This is a genomic window from Candidatus Methylomirabilota bacterium, from assembly GCA_035315345.1.
Taxonomy (GTDB): Bacteria; Methylomirabilota; Methylomirabilia; order Rokubacteriales; family CSP1-6; genus CAMLFJ01.
Map to the genome: position 1 here is coordinate 1 of DATFYA010000134.1, position 16,215 is coordinate 16,215.

Annotated in this window: 15 protein-coding genes; all 15 read left to right on the forward strand. The window is 68.5% G+C overall.

The window, feature by feature from the left end; translation table 11 throughout:
* The coding region (locus VKN16_18150; GenBank protein HME96133.1) for a hypothetical protein at window positions 1-792 on the forward strand (792 nt) is incomplete at its 5' end.
* Between the two features lie 240 nt (window positions 793-1,032).
* Window positions 1,033-2,094, forward strand: a complete 1,062-nt coding sequence (gene pilM, locus VKN16_18155; protein HME96134.1) for a type IV pilus assembly protein PilM — start codon at window positions 1,033-1,035, stop codon at window positions 2,092-2,094.
* Window positions 2,091-2,648 (forward strand): PilN domain-containing protein, encoded by a 558-nt coding sequence (locus VKN16_18160; protein ID HME96135.1) that lies wholly within the window; start codon window positions 2,091-2,093, stop codon window positions 2,646-2,648. Before pilM ends, VKN16_18160 begins: the two co-directional genes overlap by 4 nt.
* Window positions 2,649-2,650: 2 nt before the next feature.
* Window positions 2,651-3,271: a type 4a pilus biogenesis protein PilO gene (gene pilO / locus VKN16_18165; GenBank protein ID HME96136.1), complete on the forward strand. Its 621-nt coding sequence runs from the start codon at window positions 2,651-2,653 to the stop codon at window positions 3,269-3,271.
* On the forward strand, window positions 3,268-3,744 hold the full coding sequence (locus tag VKN16_18170; GenBank protein HME96137.1) for a hypothetical protein: 477 nt from the start codon (window positions 3,268-3,270) through the stop codon (window positions 3,742-3,744). The genes pilO and VKN16_18170 overlap by 4 nt, the downstream gene beginning before the upstream one ends.
* Window positions 3,745-3,748: 4 nt before the next feature.
* Entirely contained in the window at window positions 3,749-6,250 is a 2,502-nt protein-coding gene (locus VKN16_18175; protein ID HME96138.1) for a secretin N-terminal domain-containing protein, read from the forward strand.
* Window positions 6,251-7,423 carry a chorismate synthase gene (gene aroC, locus VKN16_18180; GenBank protein HME96139.1) on the forward strand — a complete coding sequence of 391 codons (1,173 nt, stop codon included), beginning with the start codon at window positions 6,251-6,253 and terminating at the stop codon, window positions 7,421-7,423.
* Window positions 7,424-7,446: 23 nt separating this feature from the next.
* On the forward strand, window positions 7,447-8,529 hold the full coding sequence (gene aroB / locus VKN16_18185) for a 3-dehydroquinate synthase (protein ID HME96140.1): 1,083 nt from the start codon (window positions 7,447-7,449) through the stop codon (window positions 8,527-8,529).
* A gap of 117 nt (window positions 8,530-8,646) precedes the next feature.
* Window positions 8,647-9,312, forward strand: coding sequence for a tetratricopeptide repeat protein (locus tag VKN16_18190; GenBank protein ID HME96141.1), 666 nt, complete (start codon window positions 8,647-8,649; stop codon window positions 9,310-9,312).
* A 4-nt stretch (window positions 9,313-9,316) separates the two neighbouring features.
* Window positions 9,317-9,886 (forward strand): elongation factor P, encoded by a 570-nt coding sequence (efp, locus tag VKN16_18195; GenBank protein ID HME96142.1) that lies wholly within the window; start codon window positions 9,317-9,319, stop codon window positions 9,884-9,886.
* Between the two features lies 1 nt (window position 9,887).
* On the forward strand, window positions 9,888-10,379 hold the full coding sequence (gene accB, locus VKN16_18200; protein ID HME96143.1) for an acetyl-CoA carboxylase biotin carboxyl carrier protein: 492 nt from the start codon (window positions 9,888-9,890) through the stop codon (window positions 10,377-10,379).
* A gap of 10 nt (window positions 10,380-10,389) precedes the next feature.
* Window positions 10,390-11,724, forward strand: coding sequence for an acetyl-CoA carboxylase biotin carboxylase subunit (gene accC / locus VKN16_18205; protein ID HME96144.1), 1,335 nt, complete (start codon window positions 10,390-10,392; stop codon window positions 11,722-11,724).
* A gap of 9 nt (window positions 11,725-11,733) precedes the next feature.
* On the forward strand, window positions 11,734-12,378 hold the full coding sequence (gene thiE, locus VKN16_18210) for a thiamine phosphate synthase (GenBank protein HME96145.1): 645 nt from the start codon (window positions 11,734-11,736) through the stop codon (window positions 12,376-12,378).
* Between the two features lie 194 nt (window positions 12,379-12,572).
* Window positions 12,573-14,165 (forward strand): tetratricopeptide repeat protein, encoded by a 1,593-nt coding sequence (locus VKN16_18215; GenBank protein ID HME96146.1) that lies wholly within the window; start codon window positions 12,573-12,575, stop codon window positions 14,163-14,165.
* Between the two features lie 146 nt (window positions 14,166-14,311).
* Window positions 14,312-16,198 carry a tetratricopeptide repeat protein gene (locus tag VKN16_18220; GenBank protein ID HME96147.1) on the forward strand — a complete coding sequence of 629 codons (1,887 nt, stop codon included), beginning with the start codon at window positions 14,312-14,314 and terminating at the stop codon, window positions 16,196-16,198.
* The last annotated feature ends 17 nt before the right edge of the window (window positions 16,199-16,215 follow it).

Genomic DNA, 16,215 nt, shown 5'->3' on the forward strand with positions numbered 1-16,215 from the left:
CCGCTGGGCCGAGCGCGACAGGAGATCAGCGCGACGGTCATCCGCTTGCGATTCCCGGACCCCCCCGCCGGTCTCACGGTGCGAGGCGACCTCGTCCTCGGGAGCGGTGTGTCGGTGGATGCGGCCGGGTATGGAAGCTGCGAGCCGGTAGCCGGCACCTGGTCCACGGGCTCGACGACATTGGAGCCCGGCAGTCAGGTACGGGGTAGTGCCGGAGCGGTGGCCACCCCGAACGAGCCTTCGGTCGACTTCGCAGAACACCAGAGCCCGGACCTGTTCGACCAGCGCTCATTCACCCCGGCGGAGCTGAACGCGTTGAAGGCCGTCGCCCGCGCTCGCGGCACCTACTTCCGGGGCTCGGCCACGTTCGACACGACACGGCCGCTGCCCGATGGACTGGTCTTCGTGGACACGGTCGGCGGCCGCCCGATCACCGCCGATACCCCGGTGACCGAGCTGGCGACGGTCAGCATCGGCGACGGCGCGGGCAGCGGACCCGGCGGGGTCTTTCGGGGCTGGATCGTCGCGAACGGCAGCGTCTCCATCTCGGGATCGGCAGCCGTCGAGGGATTGGTCTATGCGGCGGATCGATTCAGCCAAACCGGCGGCGCCCGTCTGACCGGGGCCGCGATGGCCGGACACGTTCGTAGTACCACTCCCAGCCTGGTCGATGCCAGACCGGTGAGCGGGGCCGCGCTGATTGGACGCTGCGAGGCAGGGCAGACGGGCGGTGGCAAGCTACCCCAGCGCTGGCTGGTGAAGCCGGGAACCTACCGGGAAGCCGCCAGCTAGAGCCGCTTCGGTGCCACGCTCGATATCGGATGCTCGGAATCACTCCCAGATCGCCAGGATCGGAATCGGAATCACGTGGACTCCTACAACTGGCGCAAGAAGTGTTGACAGTTTAAATGGAGCGTCGTTATAAACTGTCACCACGATAGACAGTTTCCTTCCACAACGCACCGGGCTGACAGCTGATCTCGCTGCCCGTTAGGAAGCGAATCAGAGTCAGGAGAAGGCCGGGAGCCACATATGACGCTGTTTGGACTCGGTAGGAAGCCCACGACGTTCGGGCTCGACATTGGAACGAGTGCCATCAAGGTCGTCGAGCTCGCTCAGAGCAAGGGCGGTCTGGCTCTGAAGACGTACGCGACCGTTCCCCTTCCGCGCGACGTCATCGCGGAAGGAACGATCCGTGAGCCTCAGGTGGTGACCGACGCGATCAAGGAATGCGTCGAGAAGGCGGGAATCAGCGGCACCAGCGCGGTCATCTCCGTCTCCGGGCGCGAGGCGATCGTCAAGCGCGTGCCGCTTCCCAAGGTCACTCCGAAGGAGCTGGGGGACGCGATCCAGCTCGAGGCGGAGCACCACATCCCCTTCGCGATCGACGACGTATTCCTCGACTACCAGGTGGTCAGCCAGTCCGCCAACGCGATGTCGGTCGTGCTCGTCGCCACCAAGAAGGTCAAGGTGTTGGAGTACGTGGCGGCGGTCGAAGCGGCCGGCATGGACGCGGTGGTGGTCGATCTGGACGCCTTCGCGGTCCAGAACCAGTTCGAGCTGAGCAGCCCGGGCGAGGCCACCGACGCGGTCGCGTTGATCGACATCGGGGCCAGCGTCATGAAGACGAACGTGATCCACGGCGGCGCGTGCATCTTCGCGCGCGACGTGCCCTTCGGAGGCAACAACTACACCGACGCCATCGCCCAGCGCCTCAACGTCTCGACCGAAGTGGCCGAGGCGGCCAAGCAGGGGCGCGAGGTCGGGGTGAACTGGGACGATCTCGTCCCCGCCCTGGAAGCCGTATCGCGCGAGCTGTCGCTCGAGGTGCAGCGGACCTTCGACTACTTCGCCTCCACCGCGGAATCCGAACGGATCGGGAAGATCGTCCTTTCGGGCGGCTGCTCGAAGCTGACCGGCCTCGACGACTTCCTCGGATCCTCCTGGGGTGTACCCGTAGAGCTGGCTCGCCCCTTCCAGGGCATCGAGCACGACGTGGCGCAGTTCGCCGACGACGATCCCGAGCAGATCGGCCCCGTGTTGGCGGTGGCGGTCGGGCTCGCGCTCCGTCGGCCGGGAGACAAGCCCGCATGATAAAGGTCAACCTCGCTCCCCCGACCACCAAGCGACCCCGTCGAGCGGCGGCGGCTGACGGCCCCGAGCTCAATCTCGGTCTGCTGTTCGGTGGGATCCTGGCCGCGGTGGTGCTGATCATCGGCGGCTGGTGGCTCACGATGTCGCTGGAGAGTCGTCGCCTCACCGCCGAGATCGAGAACAACCGGCGCGAGCTCGAGCGGCTGAAGCCGATCATCGCAGCCGGCCAGCGCTACCGCCGCGAGCGGGACGAGCTGGAGCGCCGGCTGAACGCGATCGAGACCGTCGCCCGGAACCAGGCGCGGCCGGTCTACCTGCTGGACACGATGGCCGACACGCTGCCTCCTGACCTGTGGCTGACCCGGCTCGAGGAGCGGGGTCCGAGCCTCCGCATCGCAGGCAGCACGTATTCCTCGGTCGCGCTGTCCGACTTCATGGCCAATCTCAAGGCGTCGGGCCGGTTCAAGGACGTCGATCTGCTCGATGCCAAGCAGGACCTGAGTAAATCGCCTCGCACGATCACCTTCGAGGTGTCGTGCCGGTTCGAGATCTAGCCATGGCGCTTCTCGATCCGATCACCAACGCCCCGCGGAACCAGAAAGTCGTGCTGGGCGTGTTCGCCTGCGTCATCGTGGCGGCGCTCGGCTACTTCCTCCTGCTGTCCCCCAAGCAGACCGAGCGCGACGCCCTGCGTGCCCAGAGCGAGCAGGTCCGTGCCGAGCTGATGCAGGCCCAGGCTCTCGAGGCCAGTGTGCGGGGGTTCAAGGCGCAGGCGGAGGCTCTCCGCAAGCGTCTCGAGGCGGCGTCGGAACGGCTGCCGACCGAGAAGGAGATGCCCGCGCTGTACCGGCAGATCTCGGATCTGGCGTTTCAGTCCGGCCTGTCGATGGCGGTGTTCACTCCGCGGGCGCCCGAGGAGAAGGAGATCTTCTTCGACGTCCCGATCACCGTGAATGCCGAGGGGTCGTACCACCAGTTCGGGAACTTCCTGGCCCGGATGGGGAAGATGCCCCGGATCGTGAACCTCGCCGACTGGCGTCTGCTGGGGATCGACCGGCCGACGGGCACGATCCGCGCCGAGGTGACGCTGATGACGTACATCTTCCGGCCGGAAGGCGCTCCGCCGCCCAAGGCTCAGCCCGGAGCCCCGGGCCGGCCCGCGGGAGCGACTCGATGAAGTCTCGAACCGCGGCCCCGCACCTGCTGCTCACGGTCGGGCTGGTGACGGCCACCCTGGCCGGTTGCGGAGGCGGCGCCCCGCCGACTCCCCCGCCCGCGGCGGTGACTCCCGCTCCGCCGATGACCCCGGTCGCGCGACCGAAGGAGCCGGATGCGGGCAAGGCGGCGCTCCCCGCGATCGCGTACGAGCCCAAGGGGCGTCGCGATCCGTTCACGCCTATCTTCCTCGGCAAGGACAACGCGGCCCTCTCGGTCACCGCGGTCAAGCTCACCGGTGTGGTCGGCGGACGCGGGGGTCTGATGGCCCTGGTGGAAGGCCCCGACGGCATCGGATACATCCTCAAGCCGGGAGACGCACTTGGAGACGGCCGCGTCACCGGCCTCACGCCAAACTCCGTCACGTTCGCGGTCAGGGCTCGAGGCTCTCAGGGGGCCACCAGCCTGACGCTACGCCTACCGGAGCAACAGTAAGGCCATGAAGGGGGGAACCGATCTGATGAGAAGCGCGCGGATTGCAGGGCTTGCGATAGCGGTCTCGCTGGCGGTCGCCGGGGTCGGTTCGTCCCAGACGACTGAGGTTCAGCTCAAGGACGTCAGCATCGAGCGGGCGTTCGACGGGGCCGCCGTCACCGTGAAGACCACCGGACCGGCCCAGTATGAAGCCAAGCTCATCGATTCGCCTACCCGCCTCGTGATCGATCTGACGGGCGCCGTCTACGGCTCCCCAAAGGTTCGCTGGACGTCTGGCGTGGAGCCCGTGAAGGAAGTCCGGGGCAGCCAGTGGCGGAAGGGCATCGCCCGGATCGTGGTCGAGATGACCAAGGCCGATGTCGGATACCGCATCGACGAGACGCCGGATGGGCTCGTGGTCGCGGTCGAAAGCTCGAACGCCCGCTCCTCCGAGGCCAAGCCGGAGGCCGTCAGCAAGCCCGGTAGCGCGAAGGTGTCGACCGGGGTAACGGATGCGCCGAAGTCGGCGGTCAGGCCGGCTGCGATGGCGAAGGGCGTCGAGGCAAAGCCGCTCGACAAGCCGGTCATCGTCCCCGCCAGTGTCGATGTGGCCACCGAGGGTCCCAAGCCCGCGGTGAATCCGGTCGTCGTCGCGGCTACGACTCCGACCGAAAAGCCGATGCCGGTCGCGGCGGCCGCTAGCAAGGAGCCGACGGCCCCGGCTCCGGGCATCGCGGCGGCCACGCCGACCACCAACCCGGCGCCCGCGGTCACGTTGCAGCCTCCCGCCCCGGTCCGGCAGATGGTGGCGCAGGCGGCGACTCCGACCCCTCCGCCGCCACCCGCTTCGGCCCCCGCAACCGGCGAGAAGTTGATCTCCATGGACTTCAAGGACGCCGACGTGGTCAATCTGCTGCGGATCCTGGCTGCGGAAAGCGGCCGGAACATCGTAGCGGGTGACGACGTCAAGGGACGCGTCTCGATCTCGCTCAAGAACGTGACCTGGGAACAGGCGCTCGACACCATCCTGGAAGTCCGCGGCCTCGCCAAGGTCGAGCGCGATGGCGTCATCCGCATCGTTTCGCTGGATCAGCTGACGAAGGAGAAGGAAGCTCAGGCCCGCGTCGAAGCGGCCAAGCGGAACGCGGAAATCGAGACGCGCACGAAGCTGGCCGAGGCGCAGCTGAAGGAGACGGAGCTCGCGAGCAAGAAGCTGGCGGCGGACGCGGCTGCCGCCGAAGCGCAGGCGCGCGGTCCCCTCCGCGAAGAGGTGATCCGGCTCTCCTACGCGGATCCCGAGGACGTGGCGCGGACGCTCCAGGGCATCCTTGGCATTCCCCCGGAGGGCGTGGTCCTGCCGACCCAGCCGCTGGTACAGGGTGTCCCTCAGAACCCGACCGTCGTCCCGTCGGGCAGCGGCGCACCGCTGAATCCCGAGCTCGGACGGCTGCCCCAGATAAACTCGCCGTTCCCGCCGCCGGTGGCGCCAGTCGTGCAGTCGGTGAGCCAGGACGTGCTGGCCAAGGGCATCACGGTACGCGCCAACAAGGCGACGAACAGCATCTTCATCCGTCACTACGAGGCCGACCTCGAGCGGATCAAGAAGCTCATCCGTGAGCAGCTGGATGTGCCCCTGCCGCAGGTCAAGATTGAAGCGCGCATGGAGATTCTCGACCGCACGTCCCTGGAGGCCATCGGCGTCCAGTGGGGCGGCGCTGCGGCTGGCAATACCCGCAATACGACACTCATCGGCCAGGGTTTCCAGGCGACCGACATTGGCCGGACCGGCACCGCGCCGAGCTCCGTCACGCCGGTGAACCCGAACCTGTCCCTTGCGAACCTTCTCCCGATCTCTCCGTTGGGGACGGGTCTGTCCACCGGCGGCAATCTCGTGAACCTGCCGTTCTCCCTGCTGCCGAACGCCTCGACCAACACGCCGGCTGGAGGCATCGCCTTCGGCATCGTCGGCACCAACTTCAACGTCAACCTGGCGCTGCAGGCCCTGGCGCAGCTGGGCAAGACGCGCACCCTCGCCCACCCCGAGATCGTGACGGTCGAGAACAACAAGGCGGCCTTCACCCTCGGTGAGGAAATCCCGTATGCGACGGTCAGCTCCGCCGGTACTCAGGTGCAGTTCAAGGAGGCGGTGCTGCGGCTCGAGGTGACTCCGACCGTCATCCGGGAGAGTGTTGACGGCAAGGAAATCCGGAAGGTAAAGTTGAGCGTGATCGTGGAGAACAACTCGCGCGGCGACGTCATCAGCCCGGCCCCGGGCGTGAGCGTGCCGATCATCAACCGTCGCAAGGCCGAGACCCAGGTCCTCGTCCGGGAAGGCTCGCGCCTCGTGATCGGCGGCGTCACCCAGAACGTCCAGCAGAAGACCGTCCGCAAGGTGCCCGTCATGGGCGACGTGCCGATCCTCGGCTGGCTCTTCAAGCAGCGCGAGGATTTCGAGACCGGTCGCGAGCTCGTGGTCTTCCTGACGCCCTCCATCCTCCGCACGGACGGCGCGCAGGCCGCAAGGTAGGTGTCCGGGCGGTTCCGCTTCCTCACCGCCGGTGAGTCCCATGGTGAGGCGCTGACCGCCGTCATCGATGGGGTTCCGGCGGGGCTCGCCCTCGCCGAGTCAGATATCAACGCCGACCTCGCCCGTCGTCAGCGCGGCTACGGGCGAGGCGGCCGGATGAAGATCGAGCAGGACCAGGCCCACATCTCAGCTGGCGTCCGGTGGGGATTCACCCTCGGTAGCCCCATCACCCTGACGGTTCGCAATCGCGATTGGGAGAACTGGCAGGACACCATGTCGGTGGGCAGTCCTCCCGCCGGCGCAGCCCCGAAGATCGTCAGCCGGCCCAGGCCTGGCCACGCGGATCTCGCCGGGGCCATGAAGTACGGTCACCACGACATCCGCAACGTCCTGGAGCGCTCGAGCGCCCGGGAGACGACCGCCCGGGTGGCGGTGGCCGGCGTGGCCAAACGTCTGCTGGGTGAGTTCGGCATCACGATCCTGAGCCACGTGACCGAGATCGGGGGCGTCCGGATCGGACCGCTCGAGGTCCCGTGGCACGAGGTGACCCGCCGCTCCGAGGCGAGCGAGGTCCGCTGTGCGGATCCCGATGCCGAGACGGCGATGATCGAGGCCATCGATCGCGCCAAGTCCGCCGGCGACACGCTGGGAGGAGTCTTCGAGGTGGTCGCGCTCGGCTGCCCGGTCGGCCTCGGATCCTACGTGCAGTGGGACCGGAAGCTCGACGGGCTTCTCGCGCGCGCATTCTGCTCGATCCATGCGATCAAGGGTGCCGAGGTCGGGCTGGGCTTCGAGGCCGCGCGCCGCCCGGGATCGCAGGTCCACGACGAGATCCTGTTCGACAAGGAAGCCGGGTTCCATCGTGGCTCCAACAGCGCGGGCGGGCTCGAAGGCGGCGTCACCAACGGCCAGCCGGTGGTGGTCCGCGCCGCCATGAAGCCGATCTCGACCCTCCGGAAGCCGCTCCGGTCCGTCGATCTCGACACCCGGGAAGCGGTGGAAGCGGTGGTCGAGCGCAGCGACGTCTGTGCGGTACCCGCCGCGGGCGTGGTCGGGGAAGCGATGATGGCCATCGTGCTCGTGGACGCCTTCCTCGAGAAGTTCGGCGGTGACAGCGTCGACGAGATCCGTCGCAACCATCAGTCGTACCTGGAGTACCTCAAAGGCTGGTAGTCTTGGGCCCCAGAGGCCCATCGATGATCGAGATCCCGGTCAACCTCGGTGCACGCTCGTACCCTATCCTGGTCGGCGCCGGCGCGCTCGCGAGCGTAGGCACCGAGCTGGCCCGGCGAAAGGTCGGCCGCAAGGTCGTCTTGATCAGCGACGCCGCCATCACCGCCCTGCACGGCAAGCCGGTCATCCAGGGCCTGCGTGATGCCGGCTTCGAGACCGTGCCGGTATCGGTCCCCGACGGGGAGGACGCCAAGCGGATCGAGATCGCCAGTGACCTCTGGGACCGTCTGCTGGATGCCGGCTGTGACCGCACCTCGACGGTGGTGGCGCTCGGCGGCGGCGCGGTCGGCGATCTCGCCGGCTTCGTGGCCGCCACCTACATGCGGGGGATGAATTTCGTCCAGGTGCCGACCACGCTCCTGGCCCAGGTGGACGCGTCCATCGGAGGGAAGACCGCGATCGACCATCCACGCGGCAAGAATCTGATCGGCGCGTTTCATCAGCCGCGCATCGTGGTGGTGGACCCGGTCACGCTCACCACGCTGCCCGATCGTGAGTTCCGATCGGGACTGGCTGAGGTGATCAAGCACGGCATCGTGCTCGACGCGGGGTATTTCCGTGATCTCGAGGCCGACATCCCATCCCTCCTCGCGCGCGACCTGGCCACCCTGGAGCGCGTGGTGGCCGGATCGTGCCGCCTCAAGGCCCAGGTCGTGGAGCGTGACGAGCGCGAGGCGGAGCTGCGCTGGGTCCTCAACTACGGCCACACCATCGGTCACGCGCTCGAGGCCGCGACCGGCTTCCGTCGCTGGGCCCACGGGGAAGCGGTCTCGCTCGGGATCGCCGCCGAATCGCGGCTCGCCGAGCGGCTCGGGATCGCGACCGCCCAGACGGCCGAGCGCCAGCTCCAGCTGCTCAGCGCGGTCGGCCTCCCGGTCAGAGGTCACGAGGTGGAGCCCAGCACCGTGATGGAGGCGCTCACGCGAGACAAGAAGAGCCGGGACGGTCAGGTCTCCTTCGTCTTCGCCCCGGAGATCGGCTCGTTCCGGATCGTTCCCGACGTGCCACGCGCCGCCGTCCTCGAAGTGCTCGCGGACCTCCGGTAGGGCGCCCGAACGGCCGAATCGCGCTGACCGCAGAGACTCGCCGCGAGCCGGCCCAGCGAGACGCAGACTCCTGGAATGATTGACTTAACGGTCGCTGCCGCGTATAACAAGTGACGGATGACTAACCCGGTCTCTCCGGTCGGCGGGACCCTCACGCCCGATGATCCAGCAACCCTCAGCGCGATTCGCCGCTACGAGGAACGGCTGGCCAAGGACTCGACGTCGCTGGCCTTTGCCCCCCTGGCGGATGCCTATCGCAAGACCGGCCGCACCGGTGATGCGATCCGTCTATGTCGGGAGGGGCTGGAGCGCTTCCCTCACTACGTGACCGCCCGGCTCATCCTGGCCAAGGCGCTCCTCGACGAAGGCGATGCCGATGGAGCCCTCGGCGAGGTCCGGGCCATCCTCGAAGCGCGGCCGCACGAGGCGCAGGCGCATCGCCTGGCCGGCGATCTGTATCGGCGCGCGGGGGCACTCGGCGACGCGGTTCGTCATCTCGAGCAGGCAGTGCGACTCGACCCGGGTGATCGCGAGTCGCGCGCGATGCTCGACGTCCTGGGTGCCGGCGGCGCGGTGCCCGAAGGCTCGGCGCTCAAGCAATTACTGGCCGACGATACGTTCGCCACTCTGAGCTTCGGCACGCTCTGTCTCGAGCAGGGGCTGATCGACGAGGCGGCGCAGATCTTCCTGCGCCTGCTCGCCCGCGACCTAGGTCACGCTCGAGCCCGCGAGGGACTCGAGGAGGCGCTCCGACTCAAGACTCAACGACGGAAAGGGTCATGATCCGATGCAGGTGTCCACGGCGGAGTTCAAGAAGGGCCTGAAGATCCAGCTCGACGGTGAGCCGTACAGCATCGTCGATTTCCAGCACGTCAAGCCCGGCAAGGGCGGCGCGTTCGTGCGGACCAAGCTCAAGCACATGAAGCTCGGGCGGGTCATCGACAACACGTTCCGCGCCGGCGAGAAGGTCGAGCTCGTCGACTTCGACGAGAAGCGGATGCAGTACCTCTACCGGGACGATCGCTACCACTTCATGGATCTCGACACGTACGATCAGATCTCCCTCTCGGCCGAGGAGGTCGGGGACGCGCGCGACTTCCTCAAGGAGAACATCGAAGTGGAGATCCTCTTCATCAACGACAGCCCGGTCACGGTGGAGCTGCCCAATTTCATCGAGCTGCAGATCACCAAGACCGATCCGGGCATCCGTGGGGATACCGCCTCCGGCGGCTCCAAGCCGGCCACCCTCGAGACGGGAGCGGTCGTGCAGGTGCCCCTGTTCCTGAACCCGGGGGACGTGGTGAAGGTCGACACCCGCAGCGGCGAGTATCTCGGCCGCGTGGCGGCGGCGGGTTAGCGTGGCCGCGCGGCGGCCGGCCCGTTCGTCCGGCGGCAGCGGCGCGCCGGCGCGCTTTACCGTCGAGCAGGTGGTCGAGCTGGCGGTGCGCCACAACCTGGCCGAGCTCGAGGTCGAGGCCGCGGGCATCCGGATCCGGATCGTGCGCGAGCACGCGCCGGCCGCGCTCGCTCCCCGCGCCGACCGCGAGGCGGGGATGGTCGCGGTGCAGCAGTCAGCCGCGCCGGATCTGGCGGAGTCCACCGCCCATCTCGTGCCGGTGGAAGCGCCGATGGTGGGCACCTTCTATCGCGCGCCCAAGCCCGACGCGCCGCCCTTCGTCGTGGAGGGCGACGTGGTCAAGGAAGGCCAGGTCCTCTGCATCGTCGAAGCCATGAAGCTGATGAACGAGATCGAGGCCAAGGTCGGCGGTCGCATCGTCAAGGTCGTGGCCGAGAACGGCCAGCCCGTCGAGTTCGGGCAGCCGCTGTTCCTGATGGAGCCGCTCCGCTGATCCTCGGCTGATGTTCCACAAGATCCTCATTGCCAATCGGGGCGAGATCGCGCTCCGGGTGATCCGGACGTGTCGGGAGATGGGAATCCGCACCGTGATCGCCCACTCCACCGCGGATGCCGACTCGCTTCCGGTGCGCCTCGCCGACGAGTCGGTCTGCATCGGTCCTCCCGAGGCGCGCGGCAGTTACCTCAACATTCCCAGCATCATCTCGGCCGCCGCCATCACCGACAGCGAAGCGATCCATCCGGGCTACGGTCTGCTCTCCGAGAACGCCGCGTTTGCCGAGATCTGCCGCGCCTGCGGCATCACCTTCATCGGACCGGCCCCGGAGGCGATCCGGCTCATGGGTGACAAGGCCCAGGCGCGCGAGATGGCCAAGCACGCGGGCGCGCCGGTGGTACCGGGGAGCGAGGGTCCGGTCGCCGGCGTGGACGAGGCACAGGGCCTCGCCGATTCCATCGGCTACCCGGTGATGGTCAAGGCAGCCGCGGGCGGCGGCGGCCGCGGCATGCGCATCGTGCGCGAGCGTGAGGATCTGGCCCGCGCCTACGCGACCTGCCAGGCGGAGGCGGGCGCGGCCTTCGGCTCCTCCGACCTCTACCTCGAGAAGTACGTGGAAGACGCGCGTCACGTCGAGGTCCAGGTGCTGGGAGACAAGAGCGGCATGCGCCTGCATCTGGGCGAGCGCGACTGCTCGGTGCAACGACGTCACCAGAAGCTGCTGGAGGAATCCCCGGCACCCGCGCTTCCTCCCGACACCCGGACCGGCCTCTACAAGGCGGCGCTCGCGGTGGCCAACGCGGTGAACTACGTGTCGGCGGGCACCGTCGAGTTCCTGGTGGACCGCGAGGGCAACTTCTACTTCATCGAGATGAACACCCGGATCCAGGTCGAGCATCCGGTCACCGAGATGGTCACCGGGCTGGACATCGTGCGCGAGCAGATCCGGATCGCCACCGGAGAACCGCTCGGCTACAAGCAGAGCGCGGTCCGCTTCGCCGGCCATGCGATCGAATGCCGGATCAACGCGGAGGACCCCGAGCACTTCGTGCCCTCCCCGGGCCGGATCTCCGCGTGGCTCGCTCCGGGCGGGCCCGGCGTTCGCGTGGACAGCCACCTCATGGCGGGCTACGTGGTGCCCCCGCACTACGATTCGCTCATCGCCAAGATCATCGTGCACGCGCACGACCGGTCCGAGGCGATCGCCCGCATGCATCGGGCGCTGTCCGAGATCGTGATCGAGGGCGTGAAGACCACGATTCCCTATCACCTCAAGCTGCTGGCCGACCCGACGTTCGTGGCGGGCGAGTCCACGCTGGCCCGGCTCGAGCAGAATCTATAGGGCGCCGCGGTGCGGCTGCCCTCCCCGCTCTACGTGATCCTCGACCGGTCCGTGGCCGGGAGCCGGAGCCTGGACGATCTGCTCGATCTGGTCTTGGCCGGGGGCGGGCGGCTGGTTCAGCTGCGTGAGAAGACCATGCCCGCCGTGGAGATGCTGCCGGTGGCCCGGCGGCTCGCCCGGCGATGCCGCGAGGCCGGGGCGCTCTTCATCGTGAACGACCGGGCCGATATCGCGGTGGCCGCCGACGCCCACGGGGTGCACGTCGGACAGGACGACATGCCCGCACGGGAGGCCCGCGCCCTGTTGCGTCCGGGTATGGTCCTGGGCGTGTCGACCCACGACGAGGACCAGGCCGGGGCCGCGGTGACCGCCGGTGCCGACTACGTCGCGGTCGGGAGCATCTTCCCGACCACCAGCCGGGTCGACTTTCAGCTGGTGGGCACCGATCTGATCCGGCGAGTCAGATCCGAGGTCCCGGTTCCCCTGGTCGCGATCGGAGGAATCACCGCCGACAACGCGGCCGAGGTGATCCGGGCTGGAGCGGACGGCGTCGCGGTCATCTCGGCGATCTGCGCGAACCGCAACCCGGAAGCGGCCACCCGCACTCTCCTCGAACGGCTCCATGCCGCGCGGGGTCCGCGGCCGGCTCCATGAGAGCCGGCCGGGCCGGCGCATGGACGCTACCTCTGCTGGTCATGCTCGTCGCGATCGGCGCGTTCATTCCATCCCTTTCCGCGGAGTTCCTGAACTGGGATGACGGCGTGGTCCTGGTGCGCAACGAGGCCTACCGTGGCCTCGGGTGGTCGCAGGTCCGGTGGGCCTTCACGAACACCCTCGTCGGGCACTACATGCCGCTCACCTGGCTCACGTTCGGCGTCAACTACGCACTCGGGGGCATGAACCCGTGGGGCTATCACGCGATCAATGTGCTCTTGCACGGCGTGAACGCTGCGCTGTTCCTCCTGATCGCCGTCCGCCTGCTCACCGCCGTGGGCAACGGACGGGATGCGTCGGACGCGCCGCGCATCGAGACTCCGGCGATCGTCGCCGGATCGCTACTGGCCACGCTGCTCTTCGCGGTACATCCGCAGCGGGTTGAGCCCGTTGCCTGGGTCACCGGTCGGTCCACCCTCCTGAGCGGCTTCTTCTATCTCCTGGCCGTGCTCGGCTACCTTCGCTCGACCGCGGGTGGTCCGGTCATGCGCTGGAAATGGGCGGGAGTAGCCTCCCTCGGTGCCTTCGTGGCTGCCGTGCTCTCACATCCCATCGCGATGACCCTGCCTTTGAGTCTTCTGGTGCTCGACGTTTATCCGCTCCGGCGCGAGCGGGCGTGGCGAGACCGGCTCAGGGAGAAGGTCCCCTATGGGGCGGTCGCCCTCGTCGCGGCCGGACTTGCGGTGCTGGTCCGTCATCGCGATGTGCTGTGGACACTGGCCGCCTCGCGCGATCTCGAAACGAGGATCCTCTTTGCGGGGAAGAGCCTCTGGCTCTATCCGGCCACGTTCGTCCTGCCGTCCGGGCTCTCGCCACTCTACGAGCTGCCCGAGAGCGCCACTCTCTCATCGCTCCGCTTCTTGCTCCCGATACTCGGCGTGGCGGGAACCATCACGATCCTCTACGTGGGACGTCACCGGTTCCCGGGCGGGCTCGCGGCGTGGCTCCATATGGCGATCGTCGTCACGCCAGTGAGCGGGGTCGTTCATTCGGGCTTACAGCTCGGAGCCGACCGCTACAGTTACCTGGCCAACCTCGGCTTCGCGCTGCTCGTCGGGTACGGGCTCGCGTGGGTCCTGCTGACCAGGGACACCGGCCGGATCAGCGCCCTCACCGTCCGCTTGAGCTGCGGTATCGGGATCGTCGTCGTCGTGGCCCTCGCGGCCGGGTGCTGGGGCTACGCGAGGACATGGCAGGACTCCGAGACGCTATGGCGATGGGCCACGGACGTCGATGGTGAGTGTGCGGCTTGCCAGGTGCATCTGAGCGAGGCCATCATCAGCGGGGCCGCCCGGAAAAGTCCTGACGCCGTGCCGTCTCGCGCCCGCGAGGCGGAGGAGCACGCGCGCCGGGCCTTGGCGTTGCGGCCTGACCTGGTGGAGGCCTATTTCAATCTCGGCACGGCCCTCGCCGCCCAGCAGCGGTATGACGAAGCGGACGTGCCCTTGCGCGCTTACATCCAGCGCGCTCCGGGGGATCCCGCCGGTCCGTGGCGGCTCGGGCTGTTGCGTCTGGCCCAGAACAAGCCGGTCGAAGCCGTGCCCCTCTTTCGGGCCGCCCTCGACCTGGCCGCCGACTCACCTGCCTTGCGCGGCCGGGTCGAAGACGTGTTGCACGAGCAGGCCAGCCAGCTCGAGCGCGCCGGACGGCACTCCGAGGCCGCCGTGCTGGTCAACGAGCGCGCACGCCTCGTCGACCGCGAGAATCGCCGCCCGACTTCACCGTGAGGCCTGGGCCGGAGCGTCGAGGCCGACGCGTTCGCGGCGGAGGCCCACGCGGTGAGCGACGACGGCGTGGGGACGCCGACGTCACGATGAAGAGCGGGCGCCTCCTCGGTCTCGCTCTAGTCGTCTTGATCGTCGTGACGACGGCCGTGACATTCTGGCCGGGACTGCGGGGACAGTTCCTCAACTGGGACGACGGCACTCTCTTCACCAGGAATCCCGACTACCGCGGCCTCGGTCCGGCTCAGCTCCGGTGGATGTTTACCACCACGCTGGCCGGCCACTACATGCCCTTGGCGTGGCTCACCCTGGGCCTCAACTACGTTCTCGGCGGGATGAATCCCTGGGGGTATCACCTGCTGGCGCTGCTCCTGCACTCGACCAACGCGGTGCTGTTCTACCTGGTCGCCTGTCGCCTGCTCGAGACGGTGCTGGCCCGCTCCGAACGCGGCGCTCCGGGCGGCGGCGTGGGAGAGCTCTGGAGCGTCCGCGCAGGAGCCGCCGTGGCCGCGCTCGTCTTCGCCGTTCATCCCCAGCGCGTGGAATCGGTCGCTTGGGTCGCCGAGCGCGGAACTCTCGTCTCGAGCGCGCTCTACCTCGCCGCGGTGCTCGCCTACCTGCGCGCGACCGAGTGCGGCACCGCTCTCCGCTGGCGTTGGTCGGGCATTGTCTCGCTCGCCTCCTTCGCCACCGCGCTCCTCGCCAAGGGCATCGCCATCACCCTGCCCGCGACGCTCCTGATCCTCGACATCTACCCGCTCGCGCGCTGGAGCGGGCGGTGGCGGCGCGCGCTCGGCGAGAAGGCCGCGTACGTGGTGATCGCGGTGATCGGCGCGGTGATCGTGCTCTACGCACGGACCCGAGGAGCCACGTGGAGCGGCCTCTCGGCGTACGGGCTCGACGCGCGCCTGGCGTTCGCCGGATACAGCTTCTGGTTCTACCCCTCGAGCCTCGCCTGGCCGATCGGACTCTCCCCGCTGTACGAGGTGCCGGCACAGGCCCGCCTGCTGCAATGGCGTTTCCTGGCTCCTCTCATCGGTCTGACGGCCATCACCGGCATCCTCGTGTCCCTGAGGCGCCGCTTCCCGGGCGGACTGGCGGCCTGGATCAACTCGGCAGTGGTGGTGGCACCCGTCAGCGGGGTCGCCCATTCGGGGAGCCAGCTCGCGGCCGATCGCTACAGCTACCTGGCGGGCCTCGGCTTCGCGCTGATCGCGGGCTATGCGGTCCCGTGGGTCGCGCGCCTGCGGCGGCAGGGCCTCGTGAGCGGCTGGGTAGTGATGAGCACGATATCCGGGCTCGTCCTCGTGGTGGCCGCACTGGCCTTCAGCGCCTGGGGACAGACCGGGATCTGGCGGGACTCAGAGACGCTCTGGCGGTGGGCGGTGGACCGACAGCCGGCGTGCGCAACTTGCCACGGCGGGCTGGGCGAGGCGCTGCTGTACGCCCCGGATGGCGCGCAGTCCCGTCTGAATGAGTCGGAGGCGTACCTGCGCCGCGCCATCGCGCTGCACCCGAGGCTGCCCTTCCCGCACTACACCCTCGGAACGCTGATGCTCGCGCGCGGGCAGTATGCTGAAGCCGAGGCCAGCCTGAAGACCTACATGCGGCTGGAGCCCGGAGAGGCCCAAGGGCCGGCGAGGTTGGCCCTGCTCTACCTCGTGCAGGATCGCCCCGCAGACGCGGTGCCTCTGCTCCTTCAGTCGCAGCGACTCGGCGCCCGGCCCTCTCGAGAAGTCCCGGGCGGTCTCGACGAGCCCGGGCCCGATCCGGACTTCGCGAAGGCGATCCGACTGCTCGGGGACAGCCGGAGCGATCTCGAATTCCTGGGAGAATCCCTGATCCGGCAGGGCAAGGGCAATCGGGCCGTGTATCCGCTGCGGCGTGCAGTCGCGCTGGCCCCGGACGCGCCGGCTCCCCGATTCTGGCTCGTGAAGGCCTACGAGCAGAGCGGCCGCCCGGACCTGGCTCGGAACGAGGCGGCGACGCTGCGCCGGCTGCATCCCGACGCAGCCGATCGCCTCTCCGAACGTTGACGCCCAAGCAAAACCCG